This is a genomic window from Bradyrhizobium sp. USDA 241, assembly GCF_049739505.1.
Taxonomy (GTDB): domain Bacteria; phylum Pseudomonadota; class Alphaproteobacteria; order Rhizobiales; family Xanthobacteraceae; genus Bradyrhizobium; species Bradyrhizobium liaoningense.
Genome location: NZ_JBMGPZ010000005.1, coordinates 4,217,009 through 4,232,299 on the forward strand (window position 1 = coordinate 4,217,009; position 15,291 = coordinate 4,232,299).

The following is a 15,291-nucleotide window of genomic DNA, read 5'->3' on the forward strand; positions in this document are numbered from 1 at the left end:
CTTCAGTGTCCAGAAACTGTGCAAGGAGATCAGAGGGTTGCCGCAGGCGCGCAATCCCGGTTGAAAAGGCGAAACCGCCGCGTTGACAGGCTTGGTCGCCCTGTGGTCTGTAACCATCTATATCGTACGGCCACGTCGGGAGAGACCGGCTTTACTGCCGGCGCCGAAGGAGCAACCGCCCCGGAAACTCTCAGGCAAAAGGACCGCGTGGCTTTGACAGCATCTGGAAAGAGGCGCCGACGGGCCTAAGAACCCCGGGTGGCACCCGCCGACGGGATAATACTCTCAGGCACAGCGACAGATGGGGCTTCGACAGGTTGGCCCGGGGAATCGTCCCCGGGGAACCGCCGAGGACCCCTGTGATGCCACTACCCGACGACCAGAAATCGCTCCGACATACGCCCCTCCACGCCCTGCATGTGTCCCTCGGCGGCAAGATGGTGCCGTTCGCCGGCTACGACATGCCCGTGCAGTACCCCGCCGGCGTGCTGAAGGAGCACCTCCATACGCGCGCCGCGGCCGGCCTGTTCGACGTTTCCCATATGGGGCAGCTCGCGCTGCGGCCGAAGTCGGGCAAGGTCGAGGACGCCGCCCGCGCGCTGGAGCGGCTGGTGCCGCAGGACATCGTGGCGATTGCACCGGGCCGGCAGCGCTACGCCCAGTTCACCAATGCGGACGGCGGGATTCTCGACGATCTCATGGTCGCCAATTTCGGCGACCACCTGTTCCTGGTCGTCAACGCGGCCTGCAAGGACGCGGACGAGGCGCATCTGCGCGCGCATCTCGCGGACGACTGCGTCATCGATTCTCTGGCCGACCGCGCGCTGATCGCGCTGCAGGGCCCGAAGGCGGAAGCGGCGCTGGCGAAATTGTGTGCAGAGGCGCCGTCCATGACATTCATGGATGCCGGCCCGCATGAGGTCGCCGGCATCCAATGCTTCGTCTCGCGCTCCGGCTATACCGGCGAGGACGGGTTCGAGATCTCGGTCCCCGCGGCCGATGCGGAGCGTCTGGCAAAAACGCTGCTCGAAAACCCGGACGTGCTGCCGATCGGCCTCGGCGCCCGCGACAGCCTCCGCCTCGAGGCCGGGCTTTGCCTGTACGGCCACGACATCGACACCGCGACCACGCCGGTCGAGGCCGCGTTGGAATGGTCGGTGCAGAAGAGCCGTCGCAGCGGCGGGATGCGCGCCGGCGGCTTTCCCGGTGCCGGGAAGATCCTTGCGCATTTCGACAACGGCGCGTCCCGCCGCCGTGTCGGCCTGCTCGCCCTGGGCCGCGCACCGGTGCGCGAGGGCGCGCTGCTGTTTGCGGATCAGGCCGGCGGCGAGCCGATCGGCAAGGTCACATCGGGCGGTTTCGGCCCGAGCCTGAATGCGCCGGTCGCGATGGGCTATGTGCCGACGAATTTGAGCGCGCTCGGCACCAAACTCTTCGCTGAGGTGCGCGGCCAGCGCCTGCCGCTCGCAGTCGCCGCCATGCCCTTCGTGAAAAACACCTACAAACGCTGAGGACAAGACAATGACCACGACGCTGTACACCTCCGACCACGAATGGCTCGCGATCGACGGCGATACCGCCACGGTCGGCATCACCGATTACGCCCAGCAGCAGCTCGGCGACGTCGTGTTCGTCGAATTGCCCAAGGTCGGCCGGAGCTTGAAGAAGGCCGAAGCCGCCGCCGTCGTGGAATCGGTGAAGGCCGCCTCCGACGTCTACGCGCCTGTTACAGGCGAAGTGCTCGAGGCCAACGAGGCGCTGGCCGCCGAGCCGGCGCTGGTGAACTCGGATGCGCAGGGCAAAGCCTGGTTCTTCAAGATCAAGATTGCCGACAAGAGCGAACTCGGCGGCCTCATGGATGAAGCCGCCTACAAGGCGCATACGGCGTGAGATGAAGCGCGATCTTTCCACATCGCCATGGCCCGCGAAGGCGCAGGAGTATCGCAGATGAGGGCGTACGCGCGATGTCTCCACATCGTCATGGCCGGGCTTGTCCCGGCCATCCACGGCCTCCTCGCGGCACGAAGAACGTGGATGCCCGGGACAAGCCCGGGCATGACGAGTTTGTGGCACGGTGGTGCCGAAGGAACGTGATCCGCTTGTGCGACTGCCCCTGAACTGAGGGGCGTGACGACGACAGATGACCTGAAGCGAGGACCCATGATGACCGCGCACCGCAAATCCAACGGCGATACCGCCGCCTCTTTCGTCCGCCGCCACATCGGCCCCTCGGCGCGCGACGTCACCGCAATGTTGGAGACCGTCGGCGCGAAAAGCGTGGACGCGCTGATGGCGGAGACGCTGCCGGCGTCGATCCGGCAGGCCGCCCCGCTCGACCTCGGCAAGCCGCTCAGCGAGACTGAGGCGATCGCGCATATGGGCGAGCTCGCAGCCCAGAACCAGGTCTTCACCTCGCTGATCGGCCAGGGCTATTTCGGCACGATCCTGCCCGCGGTGATCCAGCGCAACATTCTGGAGAATCCGGCCTGGTACACGGCCTATACGCCCTACCAGCCCGAGATCAGCCAGGGCCGGCTGGAGGCGCTGTTCAACTTCCAGACCATGATCTGCGACCTCACCGGGCTCGACGTCGCCAATGCCTCGCTGCTCGACGAAGCGACCGCCGCCGCCGAGGCCATGGCGCTCGCCGAGCGGCACTCGCAGGTGAAGGCGAAGGCCTTCTTCGTCGACAAGGACGTGCATCCGCAGACGCTGGCCGTGATGCGGACCCGCGCCGAGCCGCTGGGCTGGACCCTGATCGTCGGCGATCCCCTCACCGATCTCGCTGAGACTGACGTGCTCGGCGCGCTGCTGCAATATCCGGGATCGTCGGGCGCGTTGCGCGACCTCAGGCCCGCGATTGCGGCGCTGAAGGCCAAGGGCGCGCTTGCGATCGTTGCCGCCGACCTGCTGGCGCTGACGCTGCTGGCCTCGCCCGGCGAGCTCGGCGCCGACATCGCGATCGGCTCGGCGCAGCGCTTCGGCGTGCCGATGGGCTATGGCGGGCCGCACGCGGCCTATATGGCGGTGCGCGATGCGCTGAAGCGCTCGCTGCCCGGCCGCATCGTCGGCCTCTCCATCGATTCCCGCGGGATGCCTGCCTACCGCCTCGCGCTGCAGACCCGCGAGCAGCACATCCGCCGCGAGAAGGCGACCTCCAACATCTGCACCGCGCAGGTGCTGCTCGCCGTGATCGCCTCGATGTATGCGGTCTATCACGGCCCCGAGGGCCTCACCCAGATCGCGCGCAACGTGCATCGCCGAACCGCCGTGCTCGCGAGCGGCCTGCGCAAGCTCGGCTTCGCGCCGCAGTCCGACAGCTTCTTCGACACGCTGAGCGTCGATGCCGGCGCCAGGCGCGCCGAGATCGTCGCGCGCGCCGCGGCCGAAAAGATCAATCTGGGCATCAGTGACACCGCGCTACGCATCGCGCTCGACGAGACCACGACGCCGGCGACGGTGGAAGCGGTCTGGCGCGCCTTCGGCGGCACCTTCGCCTATGCCGAGATCGACGCCGGGACGCGCGAGGCGCTGCCGGAGACGCTGAAGCGCACCACCCCGTTCCTCACCCATCCGGTCTTCCATGCGCATCGCTCGGAGACCGAGATGCTGCGCTACATGCGCAAGCTCAGCGATCGCGATCTCGCGCTCGACCGCGCCATGATCCCGCTGGGATCCTGCACCATGAAGCTGAACGCAACCACCGAGATGATGCCGCTGACCTGGCCGGAGTTTGCGACGCTGCACCCGTTCGTGCCGCGCGAGCAGGCCGCCGGCTATCACGCGCTGTTCGCGCGGCTGGAGAAGTGGCTGTGCGACATCACCGGCTATGACGCGATCTCGCTGCAGCCGAATTCGGGCGCGCAGGGCGAATATGCCGGGCTGCTCGCGATCCGCGGCTATCATGTCGCGCGCGGCGAAGCGCATCGCAAGATCTGCCTGATCCCCTCCTCCGCCCACGGCACCAACCCGGCCTCGGCCGCGATGGCCGGCATGGACGTGGTGGTGGTCGCCTGCGAGAAGAACGGCGACGTCGACGTCAACGACCTCCGCGCCAAGGCCGAGAAGCATTCGAGCGATCTCGCCGCAATCATGATCACCTATCCCTCGACCCACGGCGTGTTCGAGGAGCATATCCGCGAGATCTGCGACATCGTCCACTCCCATGGCGGCCAGGTCTATCTCGACGGCGCCAACCTCAACGCGCAGGTCGGCCTCAGCAGGCCCGGCGATTACGGCGCCGATGTCAGCCATCTCAACCTGCACAAGACCTTCTGCATCCCGCATGGCGGCGGCGGTCCCGGCATGGGCCCGATCGGCGTCAAGGCGCATCTTGCGCCGTTCCTGCCCGGGCATCCGGTCACGCAAGCTGACGCTCCGGTCGGCGCGGTCTCGGCGGCGCCGTTCGGCTCGGCCTCGATCCTCACCATCTCCTACATCTACATCCTGATGATGGGCGGTGAAGGCCTGAAGCGCGCGACCGAGATCGCGATCCTCAACGCCAATTACATCGCAGCGCGCCTCGATGCGCACTTCCCGGTGCTCTACAAGAACGCGAAGGGCCGCGTCGCGCATGAGTGCATCGTCGATCCGCGCGCGCTGAAGACGACCTCAGGCGTCACCGTCGACGACATCGCAAAACGCCTGATCGATTACGGCTTCCACGCCCCGACCATGAGCTTCCCGGTGCCGGGCACGCTGATGATCGAGCCGACCGAGTCGGAATCGAAGGCGGAGCTGGACCGCTTCTGCGATGCCATGATCGCGATCCGGAAGGAGATCGCCGAGGTCGAGGCCGGCCGCTTCAAGATCGAGGCATCCCCGCTGCGCCACGCCCCGCACACGGTGCATGACATCGCGGATGACGATTGGAATCGCGCCTACACCCGCAGCGAAGGCTGCTTCCCCGCGGGCAGCTCGCGCACCGACAAGTACTGGAGCCCGGTGGGCCGTGTCGACAACGTCTATGGCGACCGCAACCTGGTGTGCTCGTGCCCGCCGGTGAGCGACTACGCGGAAGCGGCGGAATAAGGAATCGGTGGGTGGTGGGCAGGCGGCTGTGCGAAGCACGGTCCGCCGGCGCAACCCACCGCTTCGGCTTCCGCAGAGACGAACAGTGGTGGATTGCACCGGGCAATGGCTTCGCGCATCGCACGGCCAATCCGCTCTACGGCTTCGACCTAAAACGGAATGGCCTTAGGTTGAATCGATGACCGCGGCGGCTCGTTCACCTCTTCCGCTTGCGGGAGAGGTCGGCGCGAAGCGCCGGGTGAGGGCTTTTCCTCTTGGGGAGTGTCCCATTGCAGAAACACCCTCTCCCCGGCCCTCTCCCGCAAGCGGGAGAGGGAGTGCACCTTTGAGGTAGCGGCGCGCCCCCCTCGCGCAAAACGAAACGGGCGCCGATGACGTCGGCAACTCAACGTCCTCAGCGCCCGCTCCTCGCGAAAACTCTTCGCGGTAAGGCTTACTCTTCCGCCGGCTCCTCGCCGTCGGCGTCGCGCTCCGGCGTGCCGGCGAGAATTTGCTCGGCGATCAGGCCGGAGTTCTGGCGGATCGAGGTCTCGATCTTGGCGGTGATGTCGGGATTGGCCTTCAGGAACGCTTTCGAGTTCTCGCGGCCCTGGCCGAGGCGCTGGCTGTCATAGGAGAACCAGGCGCCGGACTTTTCGACGATGCCGGCCTTGACGCCGAGATCGAGGATCTCGCCCATCTTGGAGACGCCCTCGCCGTACATGATGTCGAACTCGACCTGCTTGAAGGGCGGCGCCAGCTTGTTCTTCACCACCTTGACGCGCGTGGTGTTGCCGACCACCTCGTCGCGCTCCTTGATCGCGCCGATGCGGCGGATGTCGAGGCGGACGGAGGCGTAGAATTTCAGCGCATTGCCGCCGGTCGTGGTTTCGGGCGAGCCGTACATCACACCGATCTTCATGCGGATCTGGTTGATGAAGATCACCATGGTGTTGGACTTGTTGATGGAGGCCGTCAGCTTGCGCAGCGCCTGGCTCATCAGGCGGGCCTGCAGACCCGGCAGCGCATCGCCCATCTCGCCCTCGAGCTCGGCCTTCGGCACCAGCGCCGCGACCGAATCGATCACCATCACATCGACCGCGCCCGAGCGCACCAGCGTGTCGCAGATTTCCAGCGCCTGCTCGCCGGTGTCGGGCTGCGAGATCAGGAGCTCGTCGATGTTGACGCCGAGCTTGCGGGCATAGACCGGGTCGAGCGCGTGCTCGGCGTCGATGAAGGCGCAGATGCCGCCCTTCTTCTGCGCTTCCGCCACCGTATGCAGCGCCAGCGTGGTCTTGCCCGAGGATTCCGGCCCGTAGATCTCGACGATACGCCCCTTGGGCAGGCCGCCGATGCCGAGCGCGATGTCGAGCCCGAGCGAGCCGGAGGACACCGCCTCGATGTCCATGGACCGGTCGTTCTTGCCGAGCTTCATCACCGAGCCCTTGCCGAACTGTCGCTCGATCTGGGAGAGCGCGGCGGCCAGAGCTTTACTCTTGTCCATTGAAGATCCTTCGACGATACGCAAGGCAGTTGCGGACATTGGGTCGTGCTCCTTATGGCGAGGATTCGCGTGAGGGACAAACGGTTGCGAGGCAGCTCGGCGATAAAAGCAATGTACCCCATTTGTTCCAGGTTCGCAATATGTTCTTTTACGGATGCGGGTACTGTCCGTATTTGCCCCCCCGCGTCCCAAGCTGGATTTAGGAATATCCAAATTCGCCGGGGGCGAGTGGTCAAACTTGACCAGATTCGGTCTGCCACAGGTGTTAACAAGAAGCCGTCACCGCGCGCCCCTGGGCATGGATCGGTGACGAGAACGCCATCGCGGCGATCCCGCCTCATGCCTCTGGACAGGAGCTAACGCCATGCACCTGCGACGCCGCATCAAACAAACCACATCCCTTGAAGAACGCCTTGTCGCCGAGGCCCTGCGCCAGCGCGAGCAAGCCAAACTGCTTCCACCAGGCATTGAGCGGGAGCGTGCAATCCGCAAAGCCCGGCTGGCTGAAACCGGCTCGCACATCAGTGAGTGGCTACGGTCGCCCGGTCTAAGGGCACCGACGTGAAAGGTAAGGCCGCCTCAGTGGGCAGCCTCTTTCATTGCAGGAGATTCAAAATCTCCTCGTCACGCCCAAGACTTCCTTGAGCTTCGCCAGACCGGCGGCATCCACCTTGGTCGTTATCTCGAGACGGTTTCCTGCCTGAAGAACGCTGATCTTTTCGGAAAGCCGCTGCGCACTTTCCCCGATCATGCTTTAGGCGTAGGATTCACGTGATTTGAATCATAGGAGGGTGCAGCTTGACCGCGGTCCTCGTTTTTAAGATCACCACCGTTGCCTTGGGCGTCCTTTCAACAGTCTTCGCATACACGCTCATTTTCAGCGTTTGAAGAAAGGGACGCCGCCTCCGTCAGCGGCCTCTTTCAGAGATCTGTTTCCATACTGCGCGCTGAAGATCGCAGGGCTGCAACATGCCGTGCGCGCGGACCGGCAACGGCGATTGATGGATTCATTCGCTCCCGGTTCGGACGATTGGGTGCAGGCCGAAAGGCTGCTCGTCAATTTCCGATATTCATTTCGGCTGCCCAATTCGCCTTGTGCGCACAACTGAACAGACGCAGATCCTTTTCTGGATCCTAATGGATCCTCACAGCGCGGACCTTGGCCACCATCGGTGATGAGAACGTTGACCAGCTCTCCCGCCCTTCTCGTATGGATATGAGAGCGCCATGTTCAAGCGGCGACGTTTCAAGCAACAGCTGACCCTTCAAGACCGGCTTTCCGCATGGGTGAAGCAGGTCCAGCAGCAGGCTTCCAGGCTTCCACCGGGTGCCGAGCGAGACGCCCTCCTCAAGAAGGCCCGCCAGGCCGACGTCGCCAATCATCTGCACGACTGGGTCAAATCGCCCGGGCTTCAACCACCGAAATAGCGGCATCCGCCGTGTTGCTCTTCGAGAGCGAAGGCCGCCGCGCATCAAGGCCGCGCGGCCGCTGCGCCGTCATGTTTCCGCAATCTTGCGGCACCGAACCTTTTCGCGGTCTCCGGCCTTCTGTGGGGATGGGACCGCAACTCCGGGGACCTCGGCCATGACGGACAACGACACGCAGCACGATGCGATCAGACGCAATCCGCTGCTGGAGGCAGCGCAGAAGGAGATGGTGAAGTTCGAGCGCAAGGAAAACGAGTTCCGCAGGAAGGACCGTGAAGAGCGCGCCGCCGCGCTCCGCCTGCCCTTGAACGAGATCAAGATCCACTAGGCCCCCAGGACCCGGCTCCGGCATGGGCCGAGGCCGCCCCTATGCGGGCAGCAGGCGCCGATCCGTCGGTCCGGAGCGACCGCCTGTCGATCTCGTTTGGCATCGCGCGCCGGGCTGCATGGCCCCGCGAAGGCGCTGCGCGCCATCTCAAGGTATCTAAATACTACTCATAACCTGTTGGCCGACCGATGAAATTTCAAAGCAGCCTACTGTGCATGGGGTTGTTTCGACTTTTTGAATGTCGAGGCGTGCCCGGTGCCATCCCCCGGATGGGCACGGCCGCCGTCACCCGGCACGCAAACCCGCCTACAGCAGCGCCAGCAGCACCAGCCCAATCACCAGCACGACGAAGCCAGCCGCCGTCGCGGCGGCAAATGACCGCTCTACGTTATCCATGATGCCACCCCGTTGTCGGCGAGCCACGTTTCCCCCATGGCCGCGCCGAACGGATAAAATCTTGCCGACGGGTGTGTCCGCAGTGGTGCGAACGGATGTCGAAATTGGGACGGGTGCGCGGTCAGTCTGCGGCCGTTCGAGCGCGACCTTCACGTGCCGAGCCTACGGGGCTTTTTCACGCCTGTCGGCTGGCTCGCGGGTCCCTCTCCTCCCGGGTCAGGCGCAGCGAGAAGGCGCGGATCGCAGGCGCCGCCAGCAGCACGATGGGCAGCATCGAAGCCCATGCGATCAGCCACGACACCATCCAATGCCGAACGAAGATCATCGGGCTGCCCGCGGGCAAGCTGGCGATTCCCGCCGCAACCAGCGAGGTCAGTCCGGACTGGATGATGCCGAAGACGAAATGGGAATAGCGGCGGGGAATGCCGAGCATGAGGTATCCCTGGGTGCTTGCCTCATCAGGCAAGCAAGGCACATGCCGTCGCGCGGTCGGGATCTGGAAAGCCCAGAAGGAACCAGCGCGCAGCCACGCCCCGACCCGTCGCCCGGGGTGCAACCAGAGCTGGCCCCGGTTGTTTGGACAGCGCCCCGCTGGATTTAAGTGGATTCCTGCCGGGTTATGCTGAACGCGGGGCTTTACGGTTTTGTCGTTGCGTCGGGAGGGCGTAGCCCGACCAGAGCGACGACAAAACCGTCGGCGACGGTCATGCGGCCATCACCATAGCTTGCGTGCCGAAGTAAGCCTCGTCGGGCGTGCGCCCGTCAAGGCTCGAGTGAGGGCGTCCCTGATTGTAGAAGGCCAGATACTTGGCAATTGACGCTCGCGCCTCGGACACGCTGTCGTAGGCGCGGAGATATACTTCTTCGTATTTGACCGTGCGCCAGAGCCGCTCGACAAACACGTTGTCGCGCCAGGCGCCCTTGCCGTCCATGCTGATGGCGATCTTCGCGTCCAGCAGCACATCGGTGAACTCGAGGCTGGTGAACTGGCTGCCCTGATCCGTGTTGAAAATCTCGGGCCTGCCGTGCTTCGCCAACGCCTCCTGGACCGCTTCGACGCAGAAGGCCGCCTCCATTGTGATCGAGACGCGATGGGCCAGGACCCGTCGGCTGAACACATCGACGACCGCCGCGAGATAGACGAAGCCACGCCGCATCGGAATGTAGGTGATGTCCATTGCCCACGCATGGTCGGGCCGCTCGATCTTCAATCCGCGCAACAGGTACGGGTAGATCTTGTGACCCGGAGCCGGCTTGCTCGTGTTCGGGCGACGATAGACCGCCTCGATCCCCATGCGCTTCATCAGCGTCGCGATGTGGCGGCGACCGGCGTATACGCCCTCCCGCCGCAGCAACGATCGCAGCATACGCGCTCCCGCGAAGGGATAATCGAGATGCAGCTCATCGAGCCGACGCATCAAGGCAAGGTCCTCGGCCGAAACTGGCCGAGGTTCATAGTAGACCGTGCTGCGAGCCAGCTTCAGGACCTTCGCCTGGCGCACGATAGAAAGATCATGATCGCGGTCGATCATCGCTTTGCGCTCAGCAGGCCCGCCTTGGTGAGCGCGCCGGACAAAAAATCGTTTTCCAACGCCAGCTCGCCGATCTTGGCATGTAACGCCTTCAAATCGACCGGCGTCTCGGCCGATGTCTTGTCATGCCCAAACACGCCGGCGGCGCCTTCCAGGAGCTGGTTTTTCCAGATCGTGATCTGGTTCGGATGAACATCAAACAGTTGCGCCAGCTCCGCCAGTGTCTTGTCGCCTTTGACCGCAGCCAAAGCAACCTTCGCCTTGAATGCCGGAGAATGCGTCCGGCGGCTCTTCTTCGTCATCTTCGCTCCTGATTCGCAGCAAGAATCCTCGCCGCTGTCAGGCAGAAAATCCACTCAAGCTACTGTCCGAATTTGCGGGGCCAGCTCTACCTGAACGGAGTTCAGGAACTCTGTTCATGGTCGGAGAACCACGGAGCGCGAGCGCCCTTTGCGCGCCGCAGCCCGCCAACGGTCCCGCGTAGTCCGTAGCCGCCCGGGATTGATCTGACGATGGTTTGGGATTGGACTGCGCGCGCCCAGGGCCTTGGGGGGCGAGGCACCATGCGCGCGATCGGTGCCTGCCATGCCGCTCTATTTCTTTCGAATCCGCAACGGCCGTTATTCCGGTTGCGCCGACCAGGCGACGGAATTTGCCAATCGCGATGCGGCCTGGAAGGAGATGACCAGCGTCTGCGCCGACATGACCGCCGGCATTGCCCGCAAGCTCCAGGAAAATTCCGAATGGCAGATGGAGCTGCTCGACGAGGCCAAGGAGCCGGTGTTCCGGATCCGCATCGTTGCCGAAACCTTCGACTAGTACCCACTTTTCTTGGAACGTGAGTCGTGATTCAAGGTCGGGATGATACCCGAAGCAAGAGAAGTCCACCTTTCGAGGAAAGATCGCAAGGTGCTTGAGGCGTGCTGTCGCTCACCGGTGACGTTGCAGCGCGATTTGAAGCGGGCGCGGATAGTTCTGTTGGCGGCGGATGGGCGCAGCACCCGGTCGATCGCCAAGGAAGTTGGGGTCCAGCCGCGGATTGTCAGCCTTTGGCGGCATCGCTATGCCGACCATGGCCTTGAAGGGCTGCAAGACAAGCCGCGGCCTGGCAAGCAGCCGATCTATACGAAGACGACCGACAAGCGGATTCTGAAGCTGCTGGATAAGCCGCCACCGCAAGGGTTTGCGCGCTGGACCGGCCCCCTGCTGGCCGAGGCGCTGGGCGATGTCGATGTCCAATATGTCTGGCGGTTCCTGCGCAGCCACAAGATTGACCTGGTGGCTCGCAAGTCCTGGTGCGAGAGCAACGACCCGAACTTTACGGCCAAAGCCGCCGATGTTGTCGGCCTCTATGTCGCGCCGCCGGCGAAGGCCATTGTGCTGTGCGTGGACGAGAAGCCCTCGATCCAGGCTTTGGAGCGAGCGCAGGGTTATCTGAAGTTGCCCAATGGCCGCGCCTTGACCGGCCAAAGCCACGATTACAAGCGGCATGGCACCACAACATTGTTTGCGGCGCTCGAAGTCGCCACCGGAAAGATCATCGCGACCCATTCAAAACGCCGGCGCCGCGTCGAGTTTCTCGATTTCATGAACAGCGTCACCGCGGCTTTTCCGAACCGCAAGCTTCACGTCATCCTCGACAACCTCAACACCCATAAAAAGAACGAGGACTGGCTCAAGGCCCACCCCAACGTGCAATTTCATTTCACGCCGACAAGTGCGTCATGGCTCAATCAGGTCGAAGTATGGTTTTCCATCTTGCAGGGGCAGTCGCTCAGCGGCACCTCCTTCACGAGCCTCAAGCAGCTTCAGGAACACATCGATGCCTACGTCAACGCATACAACGACAGAGCCGAGCCCTTCGTCTGGACCAAGAAAAAGGTCCGTCAACGCCGTTTCAAAGGCCGCCGTATCACTCAGCTCTGATTCCGGGTACTAGTACCCACTTTTCTTGGAACGTGAGTCGTGATTCAAGGTCGGGATGATACCCGAAGCAAGAGAAGTCCACCTTTCGAGGAAAGATCGCAAGGTGCTTGAGGCGTGCTGTCGCTCACCGGTGACGTTGCAGCGCGATTTGAAGCGGGCGCGGATAGTTCTGTTGGCGGCGGATGGGCGCAGCACCCGGTCGATCGCCAAGGAAGTTGGGGTCCAGCCGCGGATTGTCAGCCTTTGGCGGCATCGCTATGCCGACCATGGCCTTGAAGGGCTGCAAGACAAGCCGCGGCCTGGCAAGCAGCCGATCTATACGAAGACGACCGACAAGCGGATTCTGAAGCTGCTGGATAAGCCGCCACCGCAAGGGTTTGCGCGCTGGACCGGCCCCCTGCTGGCCGAGGCGCTGGGCGATGTCGATGTCCAATATGTCTGGCGGTTCCTGCGCAGCCACAAGATTGACCTGGTGGCTCGCAAGTCCTGGTGCGAGAGCAACGACCCGAACTTTACGGCCAAAGCCGCCGATGTTGTCGGCCTCTATGTCGCGCCGCCGGCGAAGGCCATTGTGCTGTGCGTGGACGAGAAGCCCTCGATCCAGGCTTTGGAGTGCGGATTTCACGGATCGTGAGCATCGATTTCGCGCGATCGTGAGCACTGAATTCAGACGATCGTGAGCAGCCCGCTACGGCCGATGGGAGATAGAGTCAGTGTTCTGGTTGGCCGTCAAGGGTGATGGTTTTGGCGCTGCGTTTTCGCATGCTTTCTCCGGTGAGCTGGAGGCGGTGGGCGTTGTGGACGAGGCGATCGAGAATGGCGTCGGCGACCGTGGGGTCCCCAATGGCTCCATGCCAGGTGTCCACGGGGAGCTGACTTGTGACGATGGTGGATGCGCGGCCATGGCGGTCCTCGAGGATTTCGAGCAGATCGCGGCGTTCCGCGGCGGTGAGCACCGATAGTCCCCAATCATCCAAAATCAGAAGCTGAGCGCGGCCGAGGCTTTTGAGGAGCCGGGCGTAGCGTCCGTCTCCGCGCGCGAGCGCGAGCGCCTCGAACAGCCTTGGAACGCGATGATAGAGGACTGATCGGTTGTCGCGGCAGGCCTTGTGGCCGAGCGCGCAGGCTAACCAACTTTTGCCCAGGCCGGTTGCCCCGGTGACGAGCAAATTCTCGTGGCGATCGATCCAGCGACCTTCGACGAGTTTGGCGAAAACGGCGCGGTCGATGCCCCGCGGGGTGCGCAGATCGACGTCCTCGACGCAAGCAGTCTGGCGCAGTGCGGCGATCTTGAGGCGCGTGGTGAGCCGCCTGGTGTCGCGTTCGGCGGCTTCGCGGTCGACCAACAGGCCGATGCGATCTTCGAACGGCAGGGCTTCGAGATCGGGCGATCGGCGCTGCTCCTCGAAGGCCTTGGCCATTCCGGTCAGGCCAAGCTCGATCAGCCGTTCGTGGGTTGGGTGGTTAAGCATGCCGGGTCTCTCCTTGCTTCAGTGGAAGTAGTCGCGTCCGCGGATGTTGCCGTGGCGCAGGGGCTGGTGCTCGAAAGATTCGTCGAAGAACGTGCGATCGAGGCCGTTCTGGAGGATCGATCTAATCGAGGCGACGGAGCGCGCCTTGATGAGGATGCCCCTCCGGCAGGCTGCGTCGAGGCGTTCGGCGCCGTAGCTTTTGACGAGCGCCAGAATGCCAAGGCAGGTTCGAAAGCCTTGTTCTGGATGGGGGCGGGCGTCGATCACGGCCTGGAAAAACGCTGCTGTCGAAGGACCGATCCGCTCGCCGGCGGCGATCACCGCGGCGGGGGTCCATTTGCCGTAGCGGCGATGGGCGCTGGGCATGTGGTCGGCGATGGTGGTGTGTCCGCGTCGGTTGGGCGCGCGGGCATGGCTGGCGATCCGCTGGCCCTTGTGGAAGATCTCGACCGTCCGATCGTCGATACGGGCATCGACCAGCTCGCCAATCAGACGATACGGCGCGGAGTACCAATGGCCGTCGACCTCGACATGATAATCGGGAGCGAGGCGGCAGCGCTTCCAGCGTGCGAAGGCATAAGGCTGATCTGGCAGCGGGGTTAGCTTGGGTTTGTCGAGTTCGGCAAACAGTTCGGCGCGGCTTGAGCCGAAGCCACGCATTTGACGAGCATTGAGTTCGTCGACGAGTGTCTTGATGGCGGCGTTGAGCTCGGCCCGGGAAAAGAAGCGCTGATTGCGCAGCCGGGCCAGAATCCAGCGCTGGGCGATTTGCACCGCGACCTCGACCTTCGCCTTGTCTTTTGGGCGCCGCGGCCGTGCGGCGAGAATGGCCGTGCCGTAATGGCTCGCCATCTCGGCATAAGTGCGATTGAGGCCGGGATCGTAGCGGTCGGGGTTGCTGACGGCGGCTTTGAGGTTGTCGCAGACCACGAACGTCGGCGTTCCGCTCAAAAACGTGAACAAGTTGACGTGGGCCCGGATCCAGTCGGCCAAGCTCTCGCTGGGGCAGGCCTCGGCGTAGGTGTAGTTCGAAGCGCCCATCGCCGCGACGAACAGCTTCATCGGCTGCACTTCCCCGGTCAGGGGATCGACGATGTCGATGGTGTCGCCGGCGAAATCCACGAACACCTTCTCGCCGCCCAGATGAATCTGCCGCATCGAAGGTCGGACCCGCCCCTTCCAGGCCTCGTAGGTAGTGCAGAACCACGTGTACCCGAAACCGTCGGGATTAACGGCGCGATACTCCTCCCAGAGCAGGCGACGGGTTACGTTGCGCCGGCGGAGCTCTTTATCGATGTAGCTCCAGTCGGGCACCGGCCGCTGCGGGCTCTGAGACGCTGGTCGTGGGGCCGGGAAAAGCAAAAGCTCCAGGTCTTCATCGGTCATTCCCTCCGGAAGCGGCCAGCTCAACCCAGCAGAGCGGGCGCGGCTCAGGTAGCTGTGCACAACGCCGTTGCTGACGCCCACGCTCCGCGCGATGGCCCGCTCTGGCAGGCCTTGAAAATGTTTTAACCGAAGGACTTCCTTGATCCGGCGCATCGACAATCTCTGGGTAGGCATTGGACTTCCTCGTTAACCACGAGGTCATCCCTAAGCCGGTTGAGTTGTCGGCCGAAGCGCTGCAAGGCTCCGAAAGCCTTGCTCACGATCCCGCGAAATCGTTGCTCACGATCGTCTGAAATCTCTGCTCACGAT

Annotated in this window: 13 protein-coding genes, 1 pseudogene and 1 riboswitch; of the genes and pseudogenes, 9 read left to right on the forward strand and 5 right to left on the reverse strand. The window is 63.6% G+C overall.

What is annotated here, in order from left to right:
* Nucleotides 1-126 precede the first annotated feature (126 nt).
* A riboswitch (glycine riboswitch) is annotated at nt 127-215 on the forward strand.
* 147 nt (nt 216-362) lie between these two features.
* From gcvT to gcvP, 3 genes are all read left to right on the forward strand, one after another.
* Nucleotides 363-1,511 carry a glycine cleavage system aminomethyltransferase GcvT gene (gene gcvT, locus ABIF91_RS42330; RefSeq protein WP_028178849.1) on the forward strand — a complete coding sequence of 383 codons (1,149 nt, stop codon included), beginning with the start codon at nt 363-365 and terminating at the stop codon, nt 1,509-1,511.
* Between the two features lie 10 nt (nt 1,512-1,521).
* A complete protein-coding gene (gcvH, locus tag ABIF91_RS42335) occupies nt 1,522-1,890 on the forward strand; it encodes a glycine cleavage system protein GcvH (protein WP_028178850.1) in 369 nt (122 codons plus the stop codon).
* Between the two features lie 273 nt (nt 1,891-2,163).
* Nucleotides 2,164-5,031: an aminomethyl-transferring glycine dehydrogenase gene (gene gcvP, locus ABIF91_RS42340; protein ID WP_424579861.1), complete on the forward strand. Its 2,868-nt coding sequence runs from the start codon at nt 2,164-2,166 to the stop codon at nt 5,029-5,031.
* A gap of 433 nt (nt 5,032-5,464) precedes the next feature.
* On the opposite strand, the gene recA is transcribed toward gcvP, so the two are convergent.
* On the reverse strand, nt 5,465-6,553 hold the full coding sequence (recA, locus tag ABIF91_RS42345) for a recombinase RecA (protein WP_028178852.1): 1,089 nt from the start codon (nt 6,551-6,553) through the stop codon (nt 5,465-5,467).
* Nucleotides 6,554-6,878: 325 nt separating this feature from the next.
* Between recA and ABIF91_RS42350 the strand changes: the two genes are divergently transcribed.
* The 3 genes from ABIF91_RS42350 (at nt 6,879) to ABIF91_RS42360 (ending at nt 8,270) form a co-directional block, all read left to right on the forward strand.
* Nucleotides 6,879-7,079 carry a hypothetical protein gene (locus ABIF91_RS42350; protein ID WP_080659909.1) on the forward strand — a complete coding sequence of 67 codons (201 nt, stop codon included), beginning with the start codon at nt 6,879-6,881 and terminating at the stop codon, nt 7,077-7,079.
* A gap of 662 nt (nt 7,080-7,741) precedes the next feature.
* A complete protein-coding gene (locus ABIF91_RS42355; protein ID WP_061882986.1) occupies nt 7,742-7,942 on the forward strand; it encodes a hypothetical protein in 201 nt (66 codons plus the stop codon).
* A 157-nt stretch (nt 7,943-8,099) separates the two neighbouring features.
* Complete coding sequence (locus tag ABIF91_RS42360) at nt 8,100-8,270, forward strand: hypothetical protein (protein ID WP_035680897.1); 171 nt, start codon at nt 8,100-8,102, stop codon at nt 8,268-8,270.
* Between the two features lie 571 nt (nt 8,271-8,841).
* On the opposite strand, the gene ABIF91_RS42365 is transcribed toward ABIF91_RS42360, so the two are convergent.
* Together ABIF91_RS42365 and ABIF91_RS42370 are read right to left on the reverse strand one after the other, a co-directional pair.
* Entirely contained in the window at nt 8,842-9,099 is a 258-nt protein-coding gene (locus tag ABIF91_RS42365; RefSeq protein ID WP_028178854.1) for a DUF2798 domain-containing protein, read from the reverse strand.
* A 271-nt stretch (nt 9,100-9,370) separates the two neighbouring features.
* Nucleotides 9,371-10,500, reverse strand: a protein-coding gene (locus ABIF91_RS42370) for an IS3-like element ISRj2 family transposase (protein WP_129557670.1) whose coding sequence is annotated in 2 segments (ribosomal slippage) — nt 9,371-10,248 and nt 10,248-10,500 — 1,131 coding nt in all. Because the reading frame shifts where the segments join, the coding sequence is not laid out codon by codon here.
* Between the two features lie 283 nt (nt 10,501-10,783).
* Between ABIF91_RS42370 and ABIF91_RS42375 the strand changes: the two genes are divergently transcribed.
* The 3 genes and pseudogenes from ABIF91_RS42375 to ABIF91_RS42385 form a co-directional block, all read left to right on the forward strand.
* Nucleotides 10,784-11,017 (forward strand): DUF6894 family protein, encoded by a 234-nt coding sequence (locus ABIF91_RS42375; protein WP_035680900.1) that lies wholly within the window; start codon nt 10,784-10,786, stop codon nt 11,015-11,017.
* 42 nt (nt 11,018-11,059) lie between these two features.
* Nucleotides 11,060-12,124 carry an IS630-like element ISRj1 family transposase gene (locus ABIF91_RS42380; RefSeq protein ID WP_026192128.1) on the forward strand — a complete coding sequence of 355 codons (1,065 nt, stop codon included), beginning with the start codon at nt 11,060-11,062 and terminating at the stop codon, nt 12,122-12,124.
* 55 nt (nt 12,125-12,179) lie between these two features.
* Nucleotides 12,180-12,737, forward strand: a pseudogene (locus ABIF91_RS42385) (IS630-like element ISRj1 family transposase); the annotation flags it as partial.
* A 97-nt stretch (nt 12,738-12,834) separates the two neighbouring features.
* On the opposite strand, the gene istB reads toward ABIF91_RS42385, so the two are convergent.
* On the reverse strand, nt 12,835-13,596 hold the full coding sequence (istB, locus tag ABIF91_RS42390) for an IS21-like element ISFK1 family helper ATPase IstB (protein ID WP_011090937.1): 762 nt from the start codon (nt 13,594-13,596) through the stop codon (nt 12,835-12,837).
* A gap of 18 nt (nt 13,597-13,614) precedes the next feature.
* Entirely contained in the window at nt 13,615-15,156 is a 1,542-nt protein-coding gene (gene istA / locus ABIF91_RS42395) for an IS21-like element ISFK1 family transposase (RefSeq protein ID WP_060907903.1), read from the reverse strand.
* Between the last annotated feature and the right edge of the window lie 135 nt (nt 15,157-15,291).